The following is a 17,931-nucleotide window of genomic DNA, read 5'->3' on the forward strand; positions in this document are numbered from 1 at the left end:
ACGCCTGTTCGTTCCCTCGTAGCGGCACACTGATATCAAATTAATGGCGCGATATTAGATGGCCACTATTTTGGCGTCAATTATTGGATGCGACGACCCGGCGTTGCCGACGAACGGTCATCATGCCGTCAAATACCCTTCAACTGACGTCCCCGGGCAGGGTCAGCGCCTCCTGGCGCAATAATCTGTAAACTCTCCCCTCTTTCGCCGCCCCTCTCATCCCGGTGGCCATCACCTCTTTATATTGCGGAGTCAGCCTTGCGTCTGTTTCACACCTCCGACTGGCACCTTGGGCAGAACCTGCACGGCCAGGAACGCGATTTCGAGCACGCCTGTTTTCTCGAGTGGCTGCTGCGCCAATTGAAGCTGGCGCAGCCGGACGTGCTGCTGATTGCCGGCGACATCTTCGACACGGTCAATCCACCGGTCAAAGCCCAGGAACGCCTCTACGATTTCATCGTCAGCGCCCACGAACAGCAGCCGTTGCTGACCATCGTGATGATCGCCGGCAACCACGATTCCGGTTCGCGGATCGAACTGCCCGCGCCGTTGATGCGGCGTTTGCGCACCCATGCGCTGGGCCGGGTGTTGTGGCTGGATGACGGACAACTGGATGCGGAGCGTCTGTTGTTGCCGCTGCCGAATGCGTCCGGCGAGATCGCCGCGTGGTGCCTGGCGCTGCCGTTCCTGCGGCCTGCCGAAGTGACCGGCGCGCATCTGGGCGACAACTATCTGCGCGGCATCGGTCAAGTGCACGAATGGCTGATCGAAGCGGCGAACGCAAAGCGCCAACCAGGCCAGGCACTAGTCGCCATCAGCCACGCGCACATGGCCGGTGGTTCGGTGTCGGAGGACTCCGAGCGCAGCCTGATCATCGGCAACGCCGAAGCCCTGCCCGCCAGCCTGTTCGGGCCGAGCATCAGCTACGTCGCGCTAGGTCATTTGCACAAGCCGCAGAAGGTCAACGGCGAAGAACGGATTCGCTACAGCGGCTCGCCGATCCCGTTGTCGTTCTCGGAAATCGCCTATCAACATCAGATTCTCGACATCGTGCTCGACGGCGAAACCCTGGTCAGCGTCGAGCCAAAACTGATCCCTCGCGCGGTCAATCTGCAACGCCTCGGCCCTGCGCCGCTGGCCGAAATTCTGCTGCAACTGGCGGACCTGCCGAATATCGACCTGCTGGCCGAAACCCAGCGCCAGCCGTGGCTGGAAGTGCGGGTACGCCTCGACGAACCGCAGCCGGATCTGCGCCATCAGGTCGAAAGCGCCCTGCAAGGCAAGGCTGTGCGACTGGTGCGAATTGCCGCCGAATACGCCGGCAACCGGGGCGCTGACGGCGCCGAGGACGGCAGCGCGCTGATCGAACTGGACCAGCTCACGCCGCAGGAATTGTTCAGCCGCGCCTGGCTCGACAACTACGGCAGCGAGGTCGATGAGCAAACCCTCAAGGACTTCGCCGAGCTGCTGCAAGACGTCCAGATGGAGGGCGAGCAGCCATGAAGATTCTCGCCATTCGTTTGAAGAACCTCGCTTCGCTGGCCGGCCCGTTCGAGATCGACTTCACCGCCGAACCGCTGGCCAGCGCCGGACTGTTTGCGATCACCGGCCCGACCGGCGCCGGCAAAAGTACCTTGCTCGATGCGCTGTGTCTGGCGCTATTCGGCGCCGTGCCGCGTCTGAACAACACCGGGCGTGACGCCAAGGTGCCGGACGCCGACGGCGAAATCGCCACTGGCGACCCGCGCACCCTGCTGCGTCGCGGCACGGGTGAAGGTTTTGCCGAGGTGGATTTTGTCGGCGTCGATGGCCGTCGCTATCGCGCGCGCTGGGAAGCCAACCGCGCTCGGGAAAAGGCCGGCGGCAAGTTGCAGGCCAGCCGTCAGAGCCTGCGCGACATCGATCAGGATCAACTGCTCGCCAGCCAGAAAGGCGAGTACAAGACTCAGCTTGAAGCCGCGCTGGGCCTGAACTTCGAACAATTCACCCGCGCCGTGCTGCTGGCCCAGAGCGAATTCAGTGCGTTCCTCAAAGCCGACGACAACGACCGCAGCGAACTGCTGGAAAAACTCACCGATACCGCGCTCTACACCCGCCTCGGCCGCCGCGCATTCGACAAGACCAAGGAGGCCCGCGAAGCCCACAAGCAGTTGCAGGATCAGGCTACCGGCGTGACCCCGCTGGCCCCCGAGGCTCGCGCAGAACTCGACGAGCGCTTCAATGCCGCCCAGCAACAACTGAAGTTGCAGCAGGCGCAGCTCAAGCAGATCGAGCAGCAGCACGACTGGCTCAAGGAGCTGCTGCGACTGCAAGACTCGCAACAAGCCGCCGCCGAACAACTGCGCAGCGCCGAGCACGAACGGGAGTCGCTGGCCGGTGAGCGCCTGAAGCTCACCCGCCTCGAACAACTTGCCCCGCAACGGCACCAGTTCGCCCGCAAAACCGAACTTGATACCCAGCTGACGCCGCTGGCCGCACAGATCCACGCGCACACCCAGCAGCAAGGCGAACTGGCTGAGCGCCAGACTCGACTGGAACAGGATCTCGCCACAGCGCAGATCGCTCTGACCCAGGCGCAAACGCAGCAGAGCGAAGGCGCGCCGCTGTTGCGTCAGGCGTTCGAGGAGCAAAGCACCCTCGCCCGCCTCGCCAAGGATGTCGCAACCGGCACCGAAGCGAAGCAAGCCGCTGAGCAAGCCTGCGCCCAGGGCCAGGGCACAATCCAGACCCTGCTCGATCAGCAGAAACAGGTCGCCGAACGCTTGCAACGTATCGCCGCCGATCTCGAGCAAAGCGCTCACTTGGCACCGTTGAGCGAAGCGTGGAATGCCTATCGCGATCGCTTGCAGCAACTGATGCTGATTGGCAATCGGTTGAACAAGGGCCAAAGCGAACTCGCTTCCCTCGAAGAAAACGCCACTCGCGCCACCGAAGCGCTCGCCACGCAAAAGCAGCAGCTGGAAGTATTGTTCAAGGAGGCTGGCGCCGAACCGGACGCCGTCGCGGAGCAGATCGGCATCCTCGGCACTCTGTTGCAGGACAACCGCAAGCAACTGCGCGCCATCGAAGACCTGACGCGCCTGTGGGCCAGTCAGCAGGAGCTGGACAAGCGCAGTGCCGAACTGCAACAGCGTCAGCTCGATGCGCAACAGGAGCGCGAGCGCCTGACCCAGGACGGGGTGAAAACCAAGTCCGAGCTGACCGTCGCCGAACAGACCCTCAGTGTTACCCGTGAATTGCTCGAACGTCAGCGTCTGGCCCGCAGTGCCAGTGTCGAAGAGCTGCGCGCGCAATTGCGGGACGACCAGCCATGCCCGGTCTGCGGCAGCAACGAGCACCCGTACCACCAGCCGGAAGCCCTGCTGCAGAGCCTCGGCCGTCACGACGAAAGCGAGCAGGCCAACGCGCAGCAAGCGGTCGATCAGTTGAAAGAAAAACTGACCGAGCTACGTGCCGATGTCGGTGGTGTGATTGCCCGGCAAAAGGAATTGCTGCAACAGCAGGAACAACTGGCGGCACAACAGCAAACGCTGACGCCGAGCATCGAGGCGCATCCGCTGGCGACATCGTTGCTGAATCAGGACAGTGACAAGCGCGCCGCGTGGCTGACTCGCCAGAACGATCAACTGAACCAGAGCATCACCCAGGACGAACAGCGCCAGACCGCCCTGCTCACGTTGCAACAGGATGCGGCGCGTCTGACCCAGCAATTGCGTCAGGCCGAAACCGCACACCACCAAGCGTCGCAGCACCTGAGCAATCAGCAGCGCGAGCTGAGCGCTGACCGCCAACGCCTGGACGAAGAACTGGCGGCCTTCGCCACACTGCTGCCGAGCGACACCCTCGACGCCTTGCGCGCCGAACCGGCCGCGACCTTCATGCAGCTTGACCGGCAGATTGCCGAACGTCTGGCGCAAGTCGATCAACAGAAGGAAGAGCTGGCCGAACAGCAACAACGCCAGCAGACGCTTGAGAAAGAACAGGACCGCCAACAGGGCCGTGTGCAGCAGCTGCAAAACGCTGAGCAGCAGCTCAACACGCTGACAGGGCAACAACAGGCCAGCCAAGAGAAGCTTGCGCAATTGCTGGGTGATCACACCTGCGCCGAGCATTGGCAGCAGCAACTGGAACAGGCGGTGGAACAGGCGCGCAACGCCGAATCCACGACGACTCAGGCGCTGCAGGACGCGCGTACGCAGCTCGTGCAAATCGCCGCCGAACTGAAAGCGCAGCAGGAACGTCTGCAAGCGCTGGAAACCGAAGACCGCGATCTGGCCGGCAAAATTGCCGACTGGCGCGCCCGCCATCCGGAGCTGGATGACGGTGGCCTCGAAGACTTGCTGCGGGTCGATGACGCGCAAGTCGATGAACTGCGCCAGCGCTTGCAGCGCAACGAAAAAGCCGTTGAACAGGCCAAGGTGTTGTTGCAGGAACGCGATCAGCGCCTGCTCGATCATCAGTCCCAACACAACGGCAATCTGGATGCCGAACAACTCGCCAGCGCCCTCGCCGACCTGCAAAACCAGTGCACGGCCAGCGAACAGCAATGCGCCGAACTGCGCGCCGAGCAGGCCGAAGACCAGCGCCGCCAGAACGCCAATCAGGCGCTCGCGCAGCAGATCGCCGACGCCTATGCCGAGTATCAGCGCTGGGCGCGGCTCAATGCGCTGATCGGCTCGGCCACCGGCGACACCTTCCGCAAGATCGCCCAGGCCTACAACCTCGACCTGCTGGTGCATCACGCCAACGTGCAGCTGCGGCAACTGGTCAAGCGCTATCGCCTCAAGCGTGGCGGCAGCATGCTCGGCCTGCTGGTGATGGACACCGAAATGGGCGACGAACTGCGCTCGGTGCATTCGCTGTCCGGTGGCGAAACCTTCCTGGTGTCGCTGGCCCTCGCCCTGGGTCTGGCCTCGATGGCGTCGAGCACGTTGAAGATCGAATCGCTGTTCATCGACGAAGGTTTCGGCAGCCTCGATCCGGACTCCCTGCAACTGGCCATGGACGCCCTCGACGGCTTGCAGGCTCAGGGCCGCAAGGTCGCGGTGATTTCCCACGTGCAGGAAATGCACGAGCGGATCCCGGTGCAGATTCAGGTACAGCGCCAGGGCAACGGTTTGAGCACACTGGAGGTGAAATGAACACGCTGTATTCCTTCCGCCGCTGCCCGTACGCGATGCGGGCGCGGATGGCCCTGCGTTATTCGGGTGTGCCGGTGGAGATCGTTGAAGTCAGCCTGAAAGCCAAACCGGCCCAGATGCTGGCGATCTCGCCCAAGGGCACGGTGCCGGTGCTGGATGCGGGTGGTCAGGTGATCGATGAAAGCCTGGAGATCATGCGCTGGGCGCTGGCGCAGAACGATCCGGATGACTGGTTGCTGGGGGGCGATTCAAGGATCGCCAAGTTGATCGAAGCCAACGATCAAGTGTTCAAGGTGCACCTGAATCGCTACAAGTACGCCGAGCGTTATCCGGAACAGCCGATGGAGGTTTATCGCGCGGAAGGTGCGTTGTTCTTGCAGCAGCTCGATGAGTTGCTCGAGGGTCGCGATTACTTGTTGACCGAGCATCCGAGCCTGGCCGATATCGCGCTGTTGCCGTTCGTTCGCCAGTTCGCTCACGTGGATCGTGACTGGTTTGCGCAGACGCCTTACGTGCGGTTGCAGGCCTGGTTGCAGCGGTTTCTGGAGTCGGAGCTGTTCACCGGCATCATGAAAAAGTAGGCACGTTACGCCAGCACTTCACACATGCCGATGGCCGAGCAATCCACTTCGAACGGACCGAGAAATCCGCTGGGGGTTTTCACCGGCGGATTGCCGGCCAGCAGCCCCAGCGCATTGGCCCGTTCGATGTTATGCGCGATGTTGTGGTTGGCCTCTATGGCCCGGGCCAGTCCACCGACCGAGCCCTGACCGAATCCCAAAAGCGAAGCGCCGTTGGTCATGAACGCCAGCCCGGCAATGACCCAGAGTCTGTAGCCTTTCATGCTCCGCCGACTCCCGCGAGTTCAGCTGAATCCACCGTCGCGTTTTGCGAGCGGAGTTCGAACTGGATGCCGGGATGGGCGACGTCGATTGGTGCTTCGAAGCTGTGTTGCGACTGCGACGCCAGACTGACAAACAGCACCATGACCAGGTACAGACCGATGGCCACGTAGGCGCCGCGTTTAGCGGAAGTGATGATTGAACTGGCCATGATGTGTGCTCCGTGGACAATGTTTCGAGGTCCACAGAATCGATCAAAAAAGCCGGGGTAACCACTCAGGGTTTTCCATAGTAACCATCAGCTTCGTTGATTATTTAGCCGGTCTATCTCGCTGTTTGAAAATAGCTATCGTCGGTCGTTGCGCAGGCAAAAAACTGCCCAAGGCTGCGATCTTTTGATTTTGCTTTTTGAGAAACAAGATCAAAGGATCGCAGTCTTGGGCAGTTCCAGGGTGTGACGGAAATTTCAGTGTTGAGCTTTGTGATCCAGCGCGGCGTAGAAGTTGGCGCTTTGTTGCAGGTATTTCTGGGTGTAGCTCTGGGTGTGGGATTTTTTGTCGCTGATTTCAACGTTGGCACTGGCTGGCAGAGCCACGGTGGCGGAGATGGCGGAAGCGGCGATGATCGAGAAGAGATTGAAGTTCATGGCGGTAACCCTCGTGTTCAGTTGGCTTGCTTGCCCGGTTGGGCCGTGAAGCAAACTTAACGCTCGAGGGTCTATCGCTTGAAATGCTTTGCAACATTACCTGTTATCAGCAGGATTAATACATAGCTTCAGGCCCCGCAAACCGGGGCCTGCGGCTTATTGACGCACGAGAAACTTCAGATCGCTCGGGGCGTCCATCGACAGTTTTTGCACGGTTTTGCCCAGCAAACCGGTCTTGTCGTCGCGCTCGACCACGACAATCTGGTTGCTCTTCTGGTTGGCGATCAGCAGGAATTTGCCGCTTGGATCGAGGCTGAACTCACGCGGGTGATCGCCTTCCACCGAACGTCGTTGCAGTTCCTTGAGCTGGCCACTGGCCGGGTCGATGGCGAACACCAGCAGCTGATTGGCGGTACCACGGTTGCTGACGTAGAGGAATTTGCCGTCGACGGACGCGTGCAGCGCGGCGGCGGCTTTGTCCGACGTCGGCTGGCCGGCAGCCAGATCGACCAGTTGCGTCTGGGTCAGGACGCCGTCCTTGTAATCGAACACTGCGACCTGAGCACTCATTTCCATGGTCAGCCAGGCATGTTTGCCGTCAGCGCTGAACAGCAGATGACGCGGGCCGCTGCCGGCTGGCAGTTGCACCGACGCGGTTTTCGCCGGGGTCAGCGGCAGTTCCGGGTTGGCTTTCGGGTCGAATTGGTAGATGAAGACCTTGTCCGCACCCAGGTCATTGGAGAACACGTAACGACCGTCCGGCGAGGACACCGTCGAGTGCACGTGGTTCGAGGCTTGGCGCTCGGGATTGACCCGGCTCGCCGGGTGCGCGCTCATCTGCACCACCGGTTTGAGCTTGCCGTCGCTGCCCACCGGCAATACCGCAAGGGTGCCGCCCGGATCTTCAACCACCGAGTAGTTGCTGACGAACAGATGGCTGGCGTCGCCGCTGAGGCTCGAATGGGTCGGCTCGTTGCCCAGGCTCTGCACTTGATTGATCAGGGTCAGGGCGTGGGTCTTCGGATCGATGGAATAACTGCTGACGCGGCCGACCGGATCTTTCTGGCCCGGGCCGTTTTCGTTGACCACGAACACCCGGTGCTGATCCTTCGAAAGGGTCAGCCACGACGGGTTTTCGCTCTTGATCACTTGCAGCGGTTTGGCGGCGATCTGGCCGGTGGCGCTGTTGAAGTTCATCCGGTAGATGCCTTCGCTGGTGCCGGCGGTGTAGGAGCCCACCAAAAACTGGAAGCTCTCGGCCGAGGCACTGGAAAGGCCCATCGCGCCGACACTGCCGGCCATCAGCAATGGCCAGAATTTACGCATGTTCATTCAGTTTCATCCTCGTCGTCGGCACTGCTCAGTACGTCACCGAGGCACACCAGACGGTGTTCGCCAACGGTTTTGGTGTCGCTGGAAAAACCGACGATCAACCAGCTCTGCAGGTCTTCATCAAACGTCGCCGCCGCCACCTGAGCCGGGGTGAATTCCCAGTGCTTGGCGGTACGGCCATCGATGCATTCGATGTGCAGGTTGTCGTCTTCGTCGAGGGCGAATTCGAAAGCGTGCAGGCCGTCGATTTCGACCATACCGCAGTGTTCGAGGGCGTTGAGAAGGGTGTCGGTTACGGCAGTCATGGCAATCATGTCTTTCAGGGGGAAAGGGCCAATGATAGCTCAAAGCCCCGCTCTTGATCGTTCCCACGCTCTGCGTGGGAATGCCTCAAGGGACGCTCCGCGTTCCAGCTCTCGAATGGGACGCAGAGCGTCCCGGGCTGCATTCCCACGCGGAGCGTGGGAACGATCAACGAAACGCAGCGTGGGAACGATCATGGCATGGGGCTTAGAGGGCTTCGCGCGATGGCTTGCCGTCGACCAGCCGCTGAATACGCAGCGGGTTGGCGTTTTTCAGCGGTTCCGGCAGCAGGCTGTCGGGGTAATTCTGGAAGCACACCGGACGCAGGAATCGATCGATCGCCAGCGTCCCCACCGAGGTACCGCGAGCATCGGACGTCGCCGGATACGGACCGCCGTGAACCATCGAATCACAGACTTCGACACCGGTCGGATAACCATTGAGCAGGATCCGCCCGACCTTCTGTTCCAGCAACGGCGTCAGCTCCGGGAAGCGCTCGAAATCCGTCTGCTCGCCGATGATGGTCGCCGTCAGTTGCCCGTGCAGGCCATTCAACGCCGCGCTCAACTGCGCCTGATCGGCCACTTCGACAATCACTGTGGTCGGGCCGAACACCTCTTCCTGCAGCACTTCATCGCCATCGATCAGCAGGCGAACATCCGCTTTGAACAACTGCGGCTGCGCCTGATTGCCCTGTTGCGGATTGCCCGCCAGATGCTCGATGCCAGCGTGCACCAAAAGTTTTTCCACGCCCTTGCCGTAGCTGCCGAGGGTCCCGGCATTGAGCATGGTTTGCGCCGGTTGATCACCGATCAGCGCCGCGACTTGCTCAACGAATGCGGTGAACTGTGGCGAACGGATGCCGATCACCAGGCCCGGATTGGTACAGAACTGACCGCAGCCCTGCACCACCGACGCTGTCAGATCGCGAGCGACCGTTTCCGAACGCACGGCCAGCGCCTGAGGCAACACAATCACCGGGTTGATGCTCGACATCTCGGCGAACACCGGGATCGGCTGAGGCCGCGCGGCAGCCATGTCACACAGCGCCCGTCCGCCCCGCAGCGAACCGGTGAAACCTACCGCCTGAATGGCCGGATGTTTGACCAGCCATTCACCGACGCCACCACCGTAGATCATGTTGTACACACCGGCCGGCATCGCGGTTTTTTCTGCTGCACGGATCAGCGCATCGGCGACCAGCTCAGCGGTGGCCATGTGGCCGCTGTGGGCCTTGAACACCACCGGGCAACCGGCCGCCAGCGCCGACGCGGTATCGCCGCCAGCGGTGGAGAATGCCAGCGGAAAATTGCTTGCACCGAACACCGCCACTGGGCCGAGGCCGATGCGGTATTGGCGCAGATCCGGACGTGGCAGCGGCTGACGATCCGGCAACGGCAAATCGATCCGCGCACCGTAGAAATCACCGCGTCGCAGGACTTTGGCGAACAAGCGCATCTGGCCGCTGGTGCGCCCTCTTTCACCTTGAATCCGCCCGGCCGGCAGTGCGGTTTCGCGACAGACCACGGCGACGAAATCATCGCCCAGCGCGTCCAGTTCATCGGCAATCGCATCGAGAAACTGCGCGCGGCGTTCGGCGCTGAGGCTGCGATACGCCGGATACGCCGCCGCAGCGGCCTTGGCGGCGGCGTCCACTTCCGCTTCCGTGGCCTGAATGAAATCGTGGGGCAGTGCTTCGCCCGTGGTGGCGTCGACGCTCTGCAGCTTGACGTTGCCCGCCGCGGTGCGACGACCGCCGATGTAGTTGTGACCGAGAATCTGAGTCATGGGATCTCCTTAAAGGGTGCCGATGCTGTCCGGTTCGAATGCCGCTGCGACCGGGGCGATGCCGTTGACCAGCGGTGCGCCGAATTCGGCCTGGCTGATCTCGAACACGTCGCCCGGCTGAGTGCGAATGCCATCGGCGAACGACAGGGTCGCGGTGCCGAAGAAGTGAATGTGCACGTCACCGGGACGCAGGAACTGGCTGTACTTGAAGTGGTGGTATTCGAGGTTCGCCAGGCTGTGGCACATGTTGGCCTCACCGCTGAGGAACTCGTTCTGCCAAAGTACTTCGCCGTCGCGCAGGATGCGGCTGGTGCCCGCCAGGTGTTGAGGCAATTCACCCGTGCGAAGTTCCGGGCCGTAGCTGCAACTGCGCAGTTTCGAGTGGGCCAGATACAGGTAATTCTTGCGCTCCATGACGTGATCGGAGAATTCGTTGCCCACCGCGAAACCGAGGCGATACGGCTTGCCGTCGTGGCCGATGATGTAGAGCCCGGCCATTTCTGGCTCCTCGCCGGCGTCTTCGACAAACGGCGGCAGCGGGAACGGCTGACCGGGACGCACAACGATGCTGCCGTCGCCCTTGTAGAACCATTCCGGCTGCACACCGGCCTGCCCCGCCGCCGGTTTTCCGCCCTCCACGCCCCACTTGAAGATGCGCATGGTGTCGGTCATCGCCGCTTCGTCACCGGCCTGCTGGTGCATCTTGTCCCGGGCCGAGGCGCTGCCGAGGTGCGTAAGGCCGGTGCCGCTGACCAGCAGGTGCGCCGGGTCCGGGTGATCCAGCGGCGGCAAAATGCGCTGTTTGGCCAAGAGCTCGGCGTAATCGTGGCTGATGCCCAGGCCCAGGGTTTGCACTTGCTGCGCGAGGGTGCTGCCGGCCTCGATCGCGGCCAGGGCCAGATCGCGAACCGTGCGCGCATCCTGCACTTCACGCACCAGACCGTCCTCGACCACCCCGACACGGCGCTCGCCGTTACTCAATTCGAATTGAACCAGATGCATGATGTTCTCCTGTTAAAACAAATCCTGGATCGAAATCAGGTACGCGTCGCACCCCGTGCGCTCGCTGCAAATTGCTCGACTGGCAGTACATGCTTGCGCTCCAGCAAGCGATAGACGACACCTGTCAGAAACAGCCCGAACACCATCACCCCGGACAGGAAGTACAGGCCCGAAGCGAGGTTGCCGGTGTATTCCTTCAGCGCGCCGATCACGAACGGCCCGATGTAACCGCCGAGGTTGCCCACCGAGTTGATCAACGCAATCCCGGCTGCAGCACTGGCACCAGCGAAGAACCGCCCCGGCAAAGTCCAGAACACCGCCGTGCAGGAAAACAACGCGAACGCCACCAGACACAACGCTGCCAGTTGCGCCACCGGCAACGACAGCCAGGCGCTGAGGAACAGGCCGATCGCGCCCAGCACATAGAGCACCGCCAGATGGCCGTAGCGATCATTCAGACGGTCGGAACTGCGCGGAATGATCAGCAGGCCGATGATCCCGAAAATGTACGGCACCGAAGACACGAAACCTGTCACCAGATCGCTGCCGCCGAACTGTTTGATCAGGGTCGGCAGCCACAGGCCCAGGCCATAAATGCTCAGGGTCACCGGCAGGTAGAACAGCGCCAGCAGCAGCACGCGTTTGTCTTTCAGCGCATGCAGAGGATTGCCGTGACGGGTCTGGCCGTATTCCTGCAGGTCCTTTTTCAGCTCGCCGGTCAGCCAGTCCTTTTCGGCCTGGTCCATCCATTTCACTTGCTGCGGGCCGTCCGGCAGCCAGCGCAGTACCGGCCAGGTCAGCAGGATCGCCGGGGTGCCGATGACGATGAACAGCCACTGCCAGCCATGCAGGCCAAGGATGCCGTCCATGCCCAGCAAACCGCCCGAAACGGGGCCGGTGATCATCATCGCGATGGGTTGGGAAAGGATGAACAGCCCGAGGATCTTGCCGCGATGGCGCACCGGAAACCATTGGGTGATGTAGTACAGAACGCCGGGAAAGAACCCCGCCTCCGCCGCGCCGAGCAGAAAGCGCATCACGTAGAAACTGTGCGGGCCCTGGACGAAGGCCATGCCGATGGTGATGGCGCCCCAGGTGATCATGATCCGCGCAAACCAGCGCCGCGCGCCGAAGCGTTCGAGCATCAGGTTGCTGGGGATTTCAAACAGAAAGTAGCCGATGAAAAACAGCCCGGCACCGAGGCCGTAGGCAGCATCGCCGATACCGATGTCGGCGCCCATGTGCAGCTTGGCGAAGCCGACGGCCGAGCGATCCACATAGGCGATCAGGTACAGCAGGATCAGGAAGGGAATCAGTTTCAGCGTGATGCGCCGGACAAGCCGCAGTTCCTGGCTCATGAGATCGGTCTCCGATTGTTGTTTTTATGGAACCTCGGGGAACGCCTCTCGCGGAAAATCGCCAGGGCCATCCCTCCGTCGAAAACGACTATATAGTAATACTATTTATGCGACAACACTTCCAAAGCGACGATTTTGCGCATATGTTTAGCCGAAGCTCGCAAACAATAGTCTTACAATAAGAGAATCGATCATGTCTGATAAGAAACTCACCCTGCGCTCCGCCCAATGGTTTGGCACGGCCGACAAGAACGGCTTCATGTACCGCAGCTGGATGAAGAATCAGGGCATCGCCGACCATCAGTTCCATGGCAAGCCGATCATCGGCATCTGCAACACCTGGTCGGAACTGACCCCGTGCAACGCGCACTTCCGCCAGATCGCAGAGCACGTCAAACGCGGGGTGATCGAGGCTGGCGGCTTCCCGGTGGAATTCCCGGTGTTCTCGAATGGCGAATCGAATCTGCGCCCGACCGCCATGCTCACCCGCAACCTGGCGAGCATGGACGTTGAGGAAGCAATTCGCGGCAATCCGATTGACGGCGTGGTGCTGCTGACCGGTTGCGACAAGACCACCCCGGCTCTGCTGATGGGCGCGGCCAGTTGCGACGTGCCGGCGATCGTCGTCACCGGCGGGCCGATGCTCAACGGCAAGCACAAGGGCAAGGACATCGGCTCCGGCACCGTGGTCTGGCAGCTCAGCGAACAGGTCAAGGCCGGCACCATCACGATTGACGATTTCCTCGCGGCCGAGGGCGGCATGTCCCGCTCGGCCGGCACCTGCAACACCATGGGCACCGCGTCGACCATGGCCTGCATGGCCGAAGCACTCGGTACTTCCCTGCCGCACAACGCGGCGATTCCGGCAGTGGATGCGCGGCGTTATGTATTGGCGCACATGTCCGGCATGCGTGCGGTGGAGATGGTTCGTGAGGATCTGAAACTGTCGAAGATCCTGACCAAGGAAGCCTTCGAAAACGCGATCCGGGTCAACGCGGCCATTGGCGGTTCGACCAACGCTGTGATCCACCTCAAAGCCATCGCCGGGCGCATTGGTGTCGAGCTGGATCTGGACGACTGGACCCGCATCGGTCGCGGCATGCCGACCATTGTCGACCTGCAACCGTCCGGGCGTTTCCTGATGGAAGAGTTCTACTACGCCGGGGGATTGCCGGCCGTGTTGCGCCGCCTCGGCGAAGCCAATCTGATTCCGAATCCGAACGCGCTGACCGTCAACGGCAAATCCATCGGCGAGAACACCAAGGACGCGCCGATCTACGGTGAAGACGAAGTGATCCGCACCCTCGACAATCCGATCCGCGCCGACGGCGGCATCTGCGTGTTGCGCGGCAACCTCGCGCCACTGGGCGCGGTGCTCAAACCGTCAGCCGCAACGCCGGAGCTGATGCAGCACCGTGGCCGCGCGGTGGTGTTCGAGAACTTCGACATGTACAAGGCGCGCATCAACGACCCGGAACTGGACGTCGATGCCAACTCGATTCTGGTGATGAAGAACTGCGGGCCGAAGGGTTATCCGGGCATGGCCGAAGTCGGCAACATGGGGCTGCCGGCCAAGCTGCTGGCGCAGGGCGTGACCGACATGGTACGTATCTCCGATGCGCGCATGAGCGGCACGGCCTACGGCACCGTTGTGTTGCATGTCGCGCCGGAAGCGGCGGCCGGCGGGCCTTTGGCGGCAGTGAAGGAAGGTGACTGGATCGAGCTGGACTGCGCCAGCGGGCGTTTGCATCTGGACATTCCGGACGCTGAACTGGCGGCGCGCATGGCGGATCAGCAACCGCCGCAGCAATTGTTGGTGGGTGGGTATCGTCAGCTGTATATCGACCATGTGCTGCAGGCGGATCAGGGTTGCGATTTCGACTTCCTGGTAGGTTGCCGAGGGGCTGAAGTCCCCCGCCATTCCCACTAACACCGCCGTCCCCCTGCCCTGATCATTCCCACGCTCTGCGTGGGAATGCAGCCCGGGACGCTCTGTGTCCCATTCGAGAACTGGAACGCAGAGCGTCCCTTCAGGCATTCCCACGCGGAGCGTGGGAACGATCATTGCCTCGCTCCAGATTACGCCGTGCCTGCTATGATGCGCGGCATCTCCATCGCTCAGGATCGCGCCACTCCCCATGGATTACCGCAAACCTTCCGACCGTAAAAGCATGCACTCGCGCATCGTCCAGGAACTGGGCATGCAGATTGTTTCCGGACGCTTTCTGCCCTGCGACAAGCTGCCCGCCGAAGCCTTGCTCTGCGAGGAATACGCGGTCAGCCGGCCGGTGTTGCGCGAAGCCACCCGAGTGCTGGTCGCCAAGGGCCTGGTGTATTCGAAACCGCGCGTCGGCACCGTGGTCAAGCCACGCCGCGAATGGCACATGCTCGACCCGGACGTGCTGCACTGGCTGATGCAAAGCAGCCCGCAGAACGAGTTCTTCAACGTCCTGACCAGCGTGCGCAGCATCATCGAACCCGCCGCCGCCGCCCTCGCCGCCCAGCACGCCACCGATGCCGACATTGCGTCGATTGCCGAGGCTTACCAGCGCATGGAAGCGGCGCCGACCCCGGAAGCCTTGCTGCAACCGGATCTGGACTTTCACAGCCGGATCGCCGATGCGACCCACAACGATTTGCTGGCCAATCTGTGCAACATGCTTGCGGTGGCGATTGCCGAGGCGTTGAAGCATTCGAATCAGCGGCCGAATCTGCATGAGCTGGCGTTGCCTCGGCACAAGGCGATTTTGACGGCGATCGAGAATCGGGATGCGTTGGGGGCTCGGCATGCGACGTTGGTGCAGCTGGATGATGCGCGCAGCGCCTTGAGTGTTGTGCTTGGGGCGGATCTTTCGTAAGCCTTTAGTCCGCCTGCCCTCACCCTAGCCCTCTCCCAGGGGGAGAGGGCACCAATCCGGGGATATTGGAGAGATACACCGACTTGAACGATCTGCCTTGAATCCGTAATCGACTCGGTTTTTCAGGTCGATGGTTGACGAAGCACAACCCGGTCAGTCCCCTCTCCCTTTGGGAGAGGGCTAGGGTGAGGGGGCTTTTGCTCTCACACCATAAAAAAAGCCGCAACCCTTCAAGGTTGCGGCTTTTTCATTTCAGCCAACCGGATCAGTGAGCAAACAGAGAATTTCCCTTCTGCCCCGCCAGTTTCTCCGGCTTGATCAGGAACTTCGCCAGTGCCGGCAATAGCCACAGCGCACCGAACATGTTCCACAGCAGCATGAAGGTCAGCATCAGGCCCATGTCGGCCTGGAACTTGATCGCCGAGAAGATCCAGGTGCACACGCCGATGGCCAGGCACAGACCGGTGAACAGCACCGCTTTACCGGTGGATTTCAGGGTCTGGTAATAGGCTTCCTGCAGCGGCAAACCGGCACGCAGGAAACTTTCCAGGCGGCTGTAGATGTAGATGCCGTAGTCCACGCCGATGCCCACGCCCAACGCCACTACCGGCAGCGTCGCTACCTTCACGCCGATACCCATGAACGCCATCAGCGCGTTACCCAGCACCGAGGTCAGCACCAGCGGCAGCACGATGCACAGGGTCGCCGCCCACGAGCGGAAGGTGATCATGCACATCACCGCCACGCAGATGTACACCAGGATCAGAATGGTCAGCTCGGACTTCTTGATCACCTCGTTGGTGGCCGCCTCGATCCCGGCGTTACCAGCCGCGAGGATGAACTCCAGGCCTTCCTTGTTGTTTTCCTTGGCGAAGTCCTGCACCGCATGCACGGCGCGATCCAGGGTTTCGGCCTTGTGGTCGTTGAGGAACACCAGCACCGGCGCCAGCGAGCAACTGTTGTTGTACAGGCCGTCGGCCCGGGCGATTGAGTTGTTCAGCACATCCGGGTTGCGCGACAGGGTTTCCCATTTCAGGTTGCCCTCGTTCATGCCCTTGATCATCTGCTTGGACACGGTCACCAGCGAGATCGCCGACTGCACGCCCTCGGTGTTCTGCATCTTCCACATCAGTTCGTCGATCGGCGCCATGGCTTCATAGCGCGAGCAGCCTTCGGACTTGGTCTTGACCATCACCACCAGCACGTCGGAACTGGTCGAATAGTTGCTGATGATGAAGTTGTTGTCCTTGTTGTAGCGCGAGTCCGGACGCAGTTCCGGCGCGCCCTGGTCGAGGTCACCGATTTTCAGGTTCTGGCTGTACCAGAGACCGCCGCCGAAGGCGACCAGCGCCAGGGCGATGGAAATCGGCGCGACTTTCGGGTTGGCGAAATTCGACAGCAGACGCCAGAACGGATGCTCGCGATGCGCGTCCTTCTTGCTCTTGGCGATGGCGCGCTTGCTGATGCCGACATAGGAAATCGCCACCGGCAGCAGGATCAGGTTGGTGAACACGATCACCGCCACGCCGATGGAAGCGCCGATGGCCAGCTCGCGGATCACGCCGATGTCGATGATCAGCAGCGTGATGAAGCCGACGGCGTCTGCCAGAATCGCGATCATCCCCGGCAGGAACAATTGACGGAATGTCCGCCGTGCGGCCGTCAACGCGTTGTCCGCCTCACCGGATTGCAGGGCGATACCGTTGATTTTCTGCACGCCGTGGGAAATGCCGATGGCGAAGATCAGGAACGGCACCAGCATCGAATACGGATCGAGGCCGAACCCGAAGAAGTGCATCAACCCGAGTTGCCAGACCACCGCCACCAGCGTGGTGCTCAACACCGCCACAGTGCTGCGCAGGCAGTTGGTGAACCACAGCAGCAGGATCAGGGTGATGACGAAGGCGATGCCGAAGAACATCACCACCATCACCAGGCCGTCGATCAGGTCACCGACCTTCTTGGCGAAGCCGACGATGTGGATCTTGACGTTGGGGTTCTGCGCTTCGAACTTGTTGCGGATCTTGTCTTCGAGCTCATGGGAGAACTGGCGATAGTCCAGCGCCAGCAACTTGCCCTGGTCCTGCGGGTCCGGGTAGGACTCCAGCAGCGGGATGTCGACGATGCTCGACTTGAAGTCGTTGGCCACCAGACGCCCGACCTGACCGGACTTGAGCACGTTGTTGCGCAGCAGATCGAGGCTGTCCTGGGAGCCGTTGTAGCTCTGCGGGATCACTTCGCCGCCGGCAAAACCTTGCTCGGTCACTTCGGTCCAGCGCACGCTCGGGCTCCACAGCGACTTGAGGCCGGAACGGTCGACGCCGGAGATGTAGAACACCTCGTCGTTGATCTGACGCAGGGTCTCCATGTACTCCTTGGAGAAGATGTCGCCATCCTTCGCTTCCACCGAAATACGCACGGTGTTGCCCAGGTTCGCCAGATCGTTGCGGTGCTCCATCATCTTCTCGATGAACGGATGCTTGAGCGGGATCATCTTTTCGAAACTGGTGGACGGGCGGATCAGCGTGGCCTGCCAGAACAGGAAAATGCTGACCAGCAGGCAGATCACGATCACTGCCGGGCGGTTGTTGAAGATCAGGCGCTCGAGAAACGTCGCCTTGTCCTGATGATGAGTGCTCAAGGAAGTCATAGCCCCGCCTT

At 61.5% G+C, this 17,931-nt stretch carries 14 protein-coding genes; 5 read left to right on the forward strand and 9 right to left on the reverse strand.

Annotation, left to right across the window (positions count from 1 at the left end; all coding sequences use genetic code 11):
* The first annotated feature begins 258 nt into the window (after positions 1 to 258).
* From GQX66_RS04545 to GQX66_RS04555, 3 genes are read left to right on the forward strand one after another with little or no spacing between them, the layout of a single operon-like run.
* The gene (locus GQX66_RS04545) at positions 259 to 1,503 is read left to right on the forward strand and encodes an exonuclease SbcCD subunit D C-terminal domain-containing protein (RefSeq protein ID WP_102688327.1); all 1,245 of its coding nucleotides are present in this window, start codon (positions 259 to 261) and stop codon (positions 1,501 to 1,503) included.
* The gene (locus GQX66_RS04550; protein ID WP_240867017.1) at positions 1,500 to 5,141 is read left to right on the forward strand and encodes an AAA family ATPase; all 3,642 of its coding nucleotides are present in this window, start codon (positions 1,500 to 1,502) and stop codon (positions 5,139 to 5,141) included. Before GQX66_RS04545 ends, GQX66_RS04550 begins: the two co-directional genes overlap by 4 nt.
* Positions 5,138 to 5,722, forward strand: a complete 585-nt coding sequence (locus GQX66_RS04555) for a glutathione S-transferase (protein ID WP_240867020.1) — start codon at positions 5,138 to 5,140, stop codon at positions 5,720 to 5,722. The genes GQX66_RS04550 and GQX66_RS04555 overlap by 4 nt, the downstream gene beginning before the upstream one ends.
* 5 nt (positions 5,723 to 5,727) lie before the next feature.
* Here the strand turns inward: GQX66_RS04555 and GQX66_RS04560 are convergent, their stop codons facing one another.
* The 8 genes from GQX66_RS04560 to GQX66_RS04595 form a co-directional block, all read right to left on the reverse strand.
* Complete coding sequence (locus tag GQX66_RS04560; RefSeq protein WP_085746242.1) at positions 5,728 to 5,985, reverse strand: hypothetical protein; 258 nt, start codon at positions 5,983 to 5,985, stop codon at positions 5,728 to 5,730.
* On the reverse strand, positions 5,982 to 6,194 hold the full coding sequence (locus tag GQX66_RS04565) for a hypothetical protein (RefSeq protein ID WP_085746241.1): 213 nt from the start codon (positions 6,192 to 6,194) through the stop codon (positions 5,982 to 5,984). Before GQX66_RS04565 ends, GQX66_RS04560 begins: the two co-directional genes overlap by 4 nt.
* 255 nt (positions 6,195 to 6,449) lie before the next feature.
* On the reverse strand, positions 6,450 to 6,629 hold the full coding sequence (locus tag GQX66_RS04570; RefSeq protein ID WP_011334602.1) for a hypothetical protein: 180 nt from the start codon (positions 6,627 to 6,629) through the stop codon (positions 6,450 to 6,452).
* Between the two features lie 156 nt (positions 6,630 to 6,785).
* The gene (locus GQX66_RS04575; protein WP_236190320.1) at positions 6,786 to 7,961 is read right to left on the reverse strand and encodes a lactonase family protein; all 1,176 of its coding nucleotides are present in this window, start codon (positions 7,959 to 7,961) and stop codon (positions 6,786 to 6,788) included.
* The gene (locus tag GQX66_RS04580) at positions 7,958 to 8,266 is read right to left on the reverse strand and encodes a DUF5629 family protein (RefSeq protein WP_085746274.1); all 309 of its coding nucleotides are present in this window, start codon (positions 8,264 to 8,266) and stop codon (positions 7,958 to 7,960) included. The genes GQX66_RS04575 and GQX66_RS04580 overlap by 4 nt, the downstream gene beginning before the upstream one ends.
* Positions 8,267 to 8,471: 205 nt before the next feature.
* The gene (locus GQX66_RS04585; RefSeq protein ID WP_240867021.1) at positions 8,472 to 10,052 is read right to left on the reverse strand and encodes an aldehyde dehydrogenase (NADP(+)); all 1,581 of its coding nucleotides are present in this window, start codon (positions 10,050 to 10,052) and stop codon (positions 8,472 to 8,474) included.
* A 9-nt stretch (positions 10,053 to 10,061) separates the two neighbouring features.
* Positions 10,062 to 11,054 (reverse strand): AraD1 family protein, encoded by a 993-nt coding sequence (gene araD1, locus GQX66_RS04590; protein ID WP_240867024.1) that lies wholly within the window; start codon positions 11,052 to 11,054, stop codon positions 10,062 to 10,064.
* A 35-nt stretch (positions 11,055 to 11,089) separates the two neighbouring features.
* Positions 11,090 to 12,412 (reverse strand): MFS transporter, encoded by a 1,323-nt coding sequence (locus GQX66_RS04595; RefSeq protein ID WP_240867028.1) that lies wholly within the window; start codon positions 12,410 to 12,412, stop codon positions 11,090 to 11,092.
* 193 nt (positions 12,413 to 12,605) lie between these two features.
* Between GQX66_RS04595 and GQX66_RS04600 the strand changes: the two genes are divergently transcribed.
* Positions 12,606 to 14,342 carry an IlvD/Edd family dehydratase gene (locus GQX66_RS04600; protein WP_240867030.1) on the forward strand — a complete coding sequence of 579 codons (1,737 nt, stop codon included), beginning with the start codon at positions 12,606 to 12,608 and terminating at the stop codon, positions 14,340 to 14,342.
* 208 nt (positions 14,343 to 14,550) lie between these two features.
* A complete protein-coding gene (locus tag GQX66_RS04605) occupies positions 14,551 to 15,270 on the forward strand; it encodes a FadR/GntR family transcriptional regulator (RefSeq protein ID WP_011334609.1) in 720 nt (239 codons plus the stop codon).
* Between the two features lie 265 nt (positions 15,271 to 15,535).
* On the opposite strand, the gene GQX66_RS04610 is transcribed toward GQX66_RS04605, so the two are convergent.
* Complete coding sequence (locus tag GQX66_RS04610) at positions 15,536 to 17,920, reverse strand: RND family transporter (protein WP_240867033.1); 2,385 nt, start codon at positions 17,918 to 17,920, stop codon at positions 15,536 to 15,538.
* Positions 17,921 to 17,931 lie beyond the last annotated feature (11 nt).

This window comes from Pseudomonas sp. B707 (genome assembly GCF_022496685.1).
Taxonomy (GTDB): domain Bacteria; phylum Pseudomonadota; class Gammaproteobacteria; order Pseudomonadales; family Pseudomonadaceae; genus Aquipseudomonas; species Aquipseudomonas paraglycinae.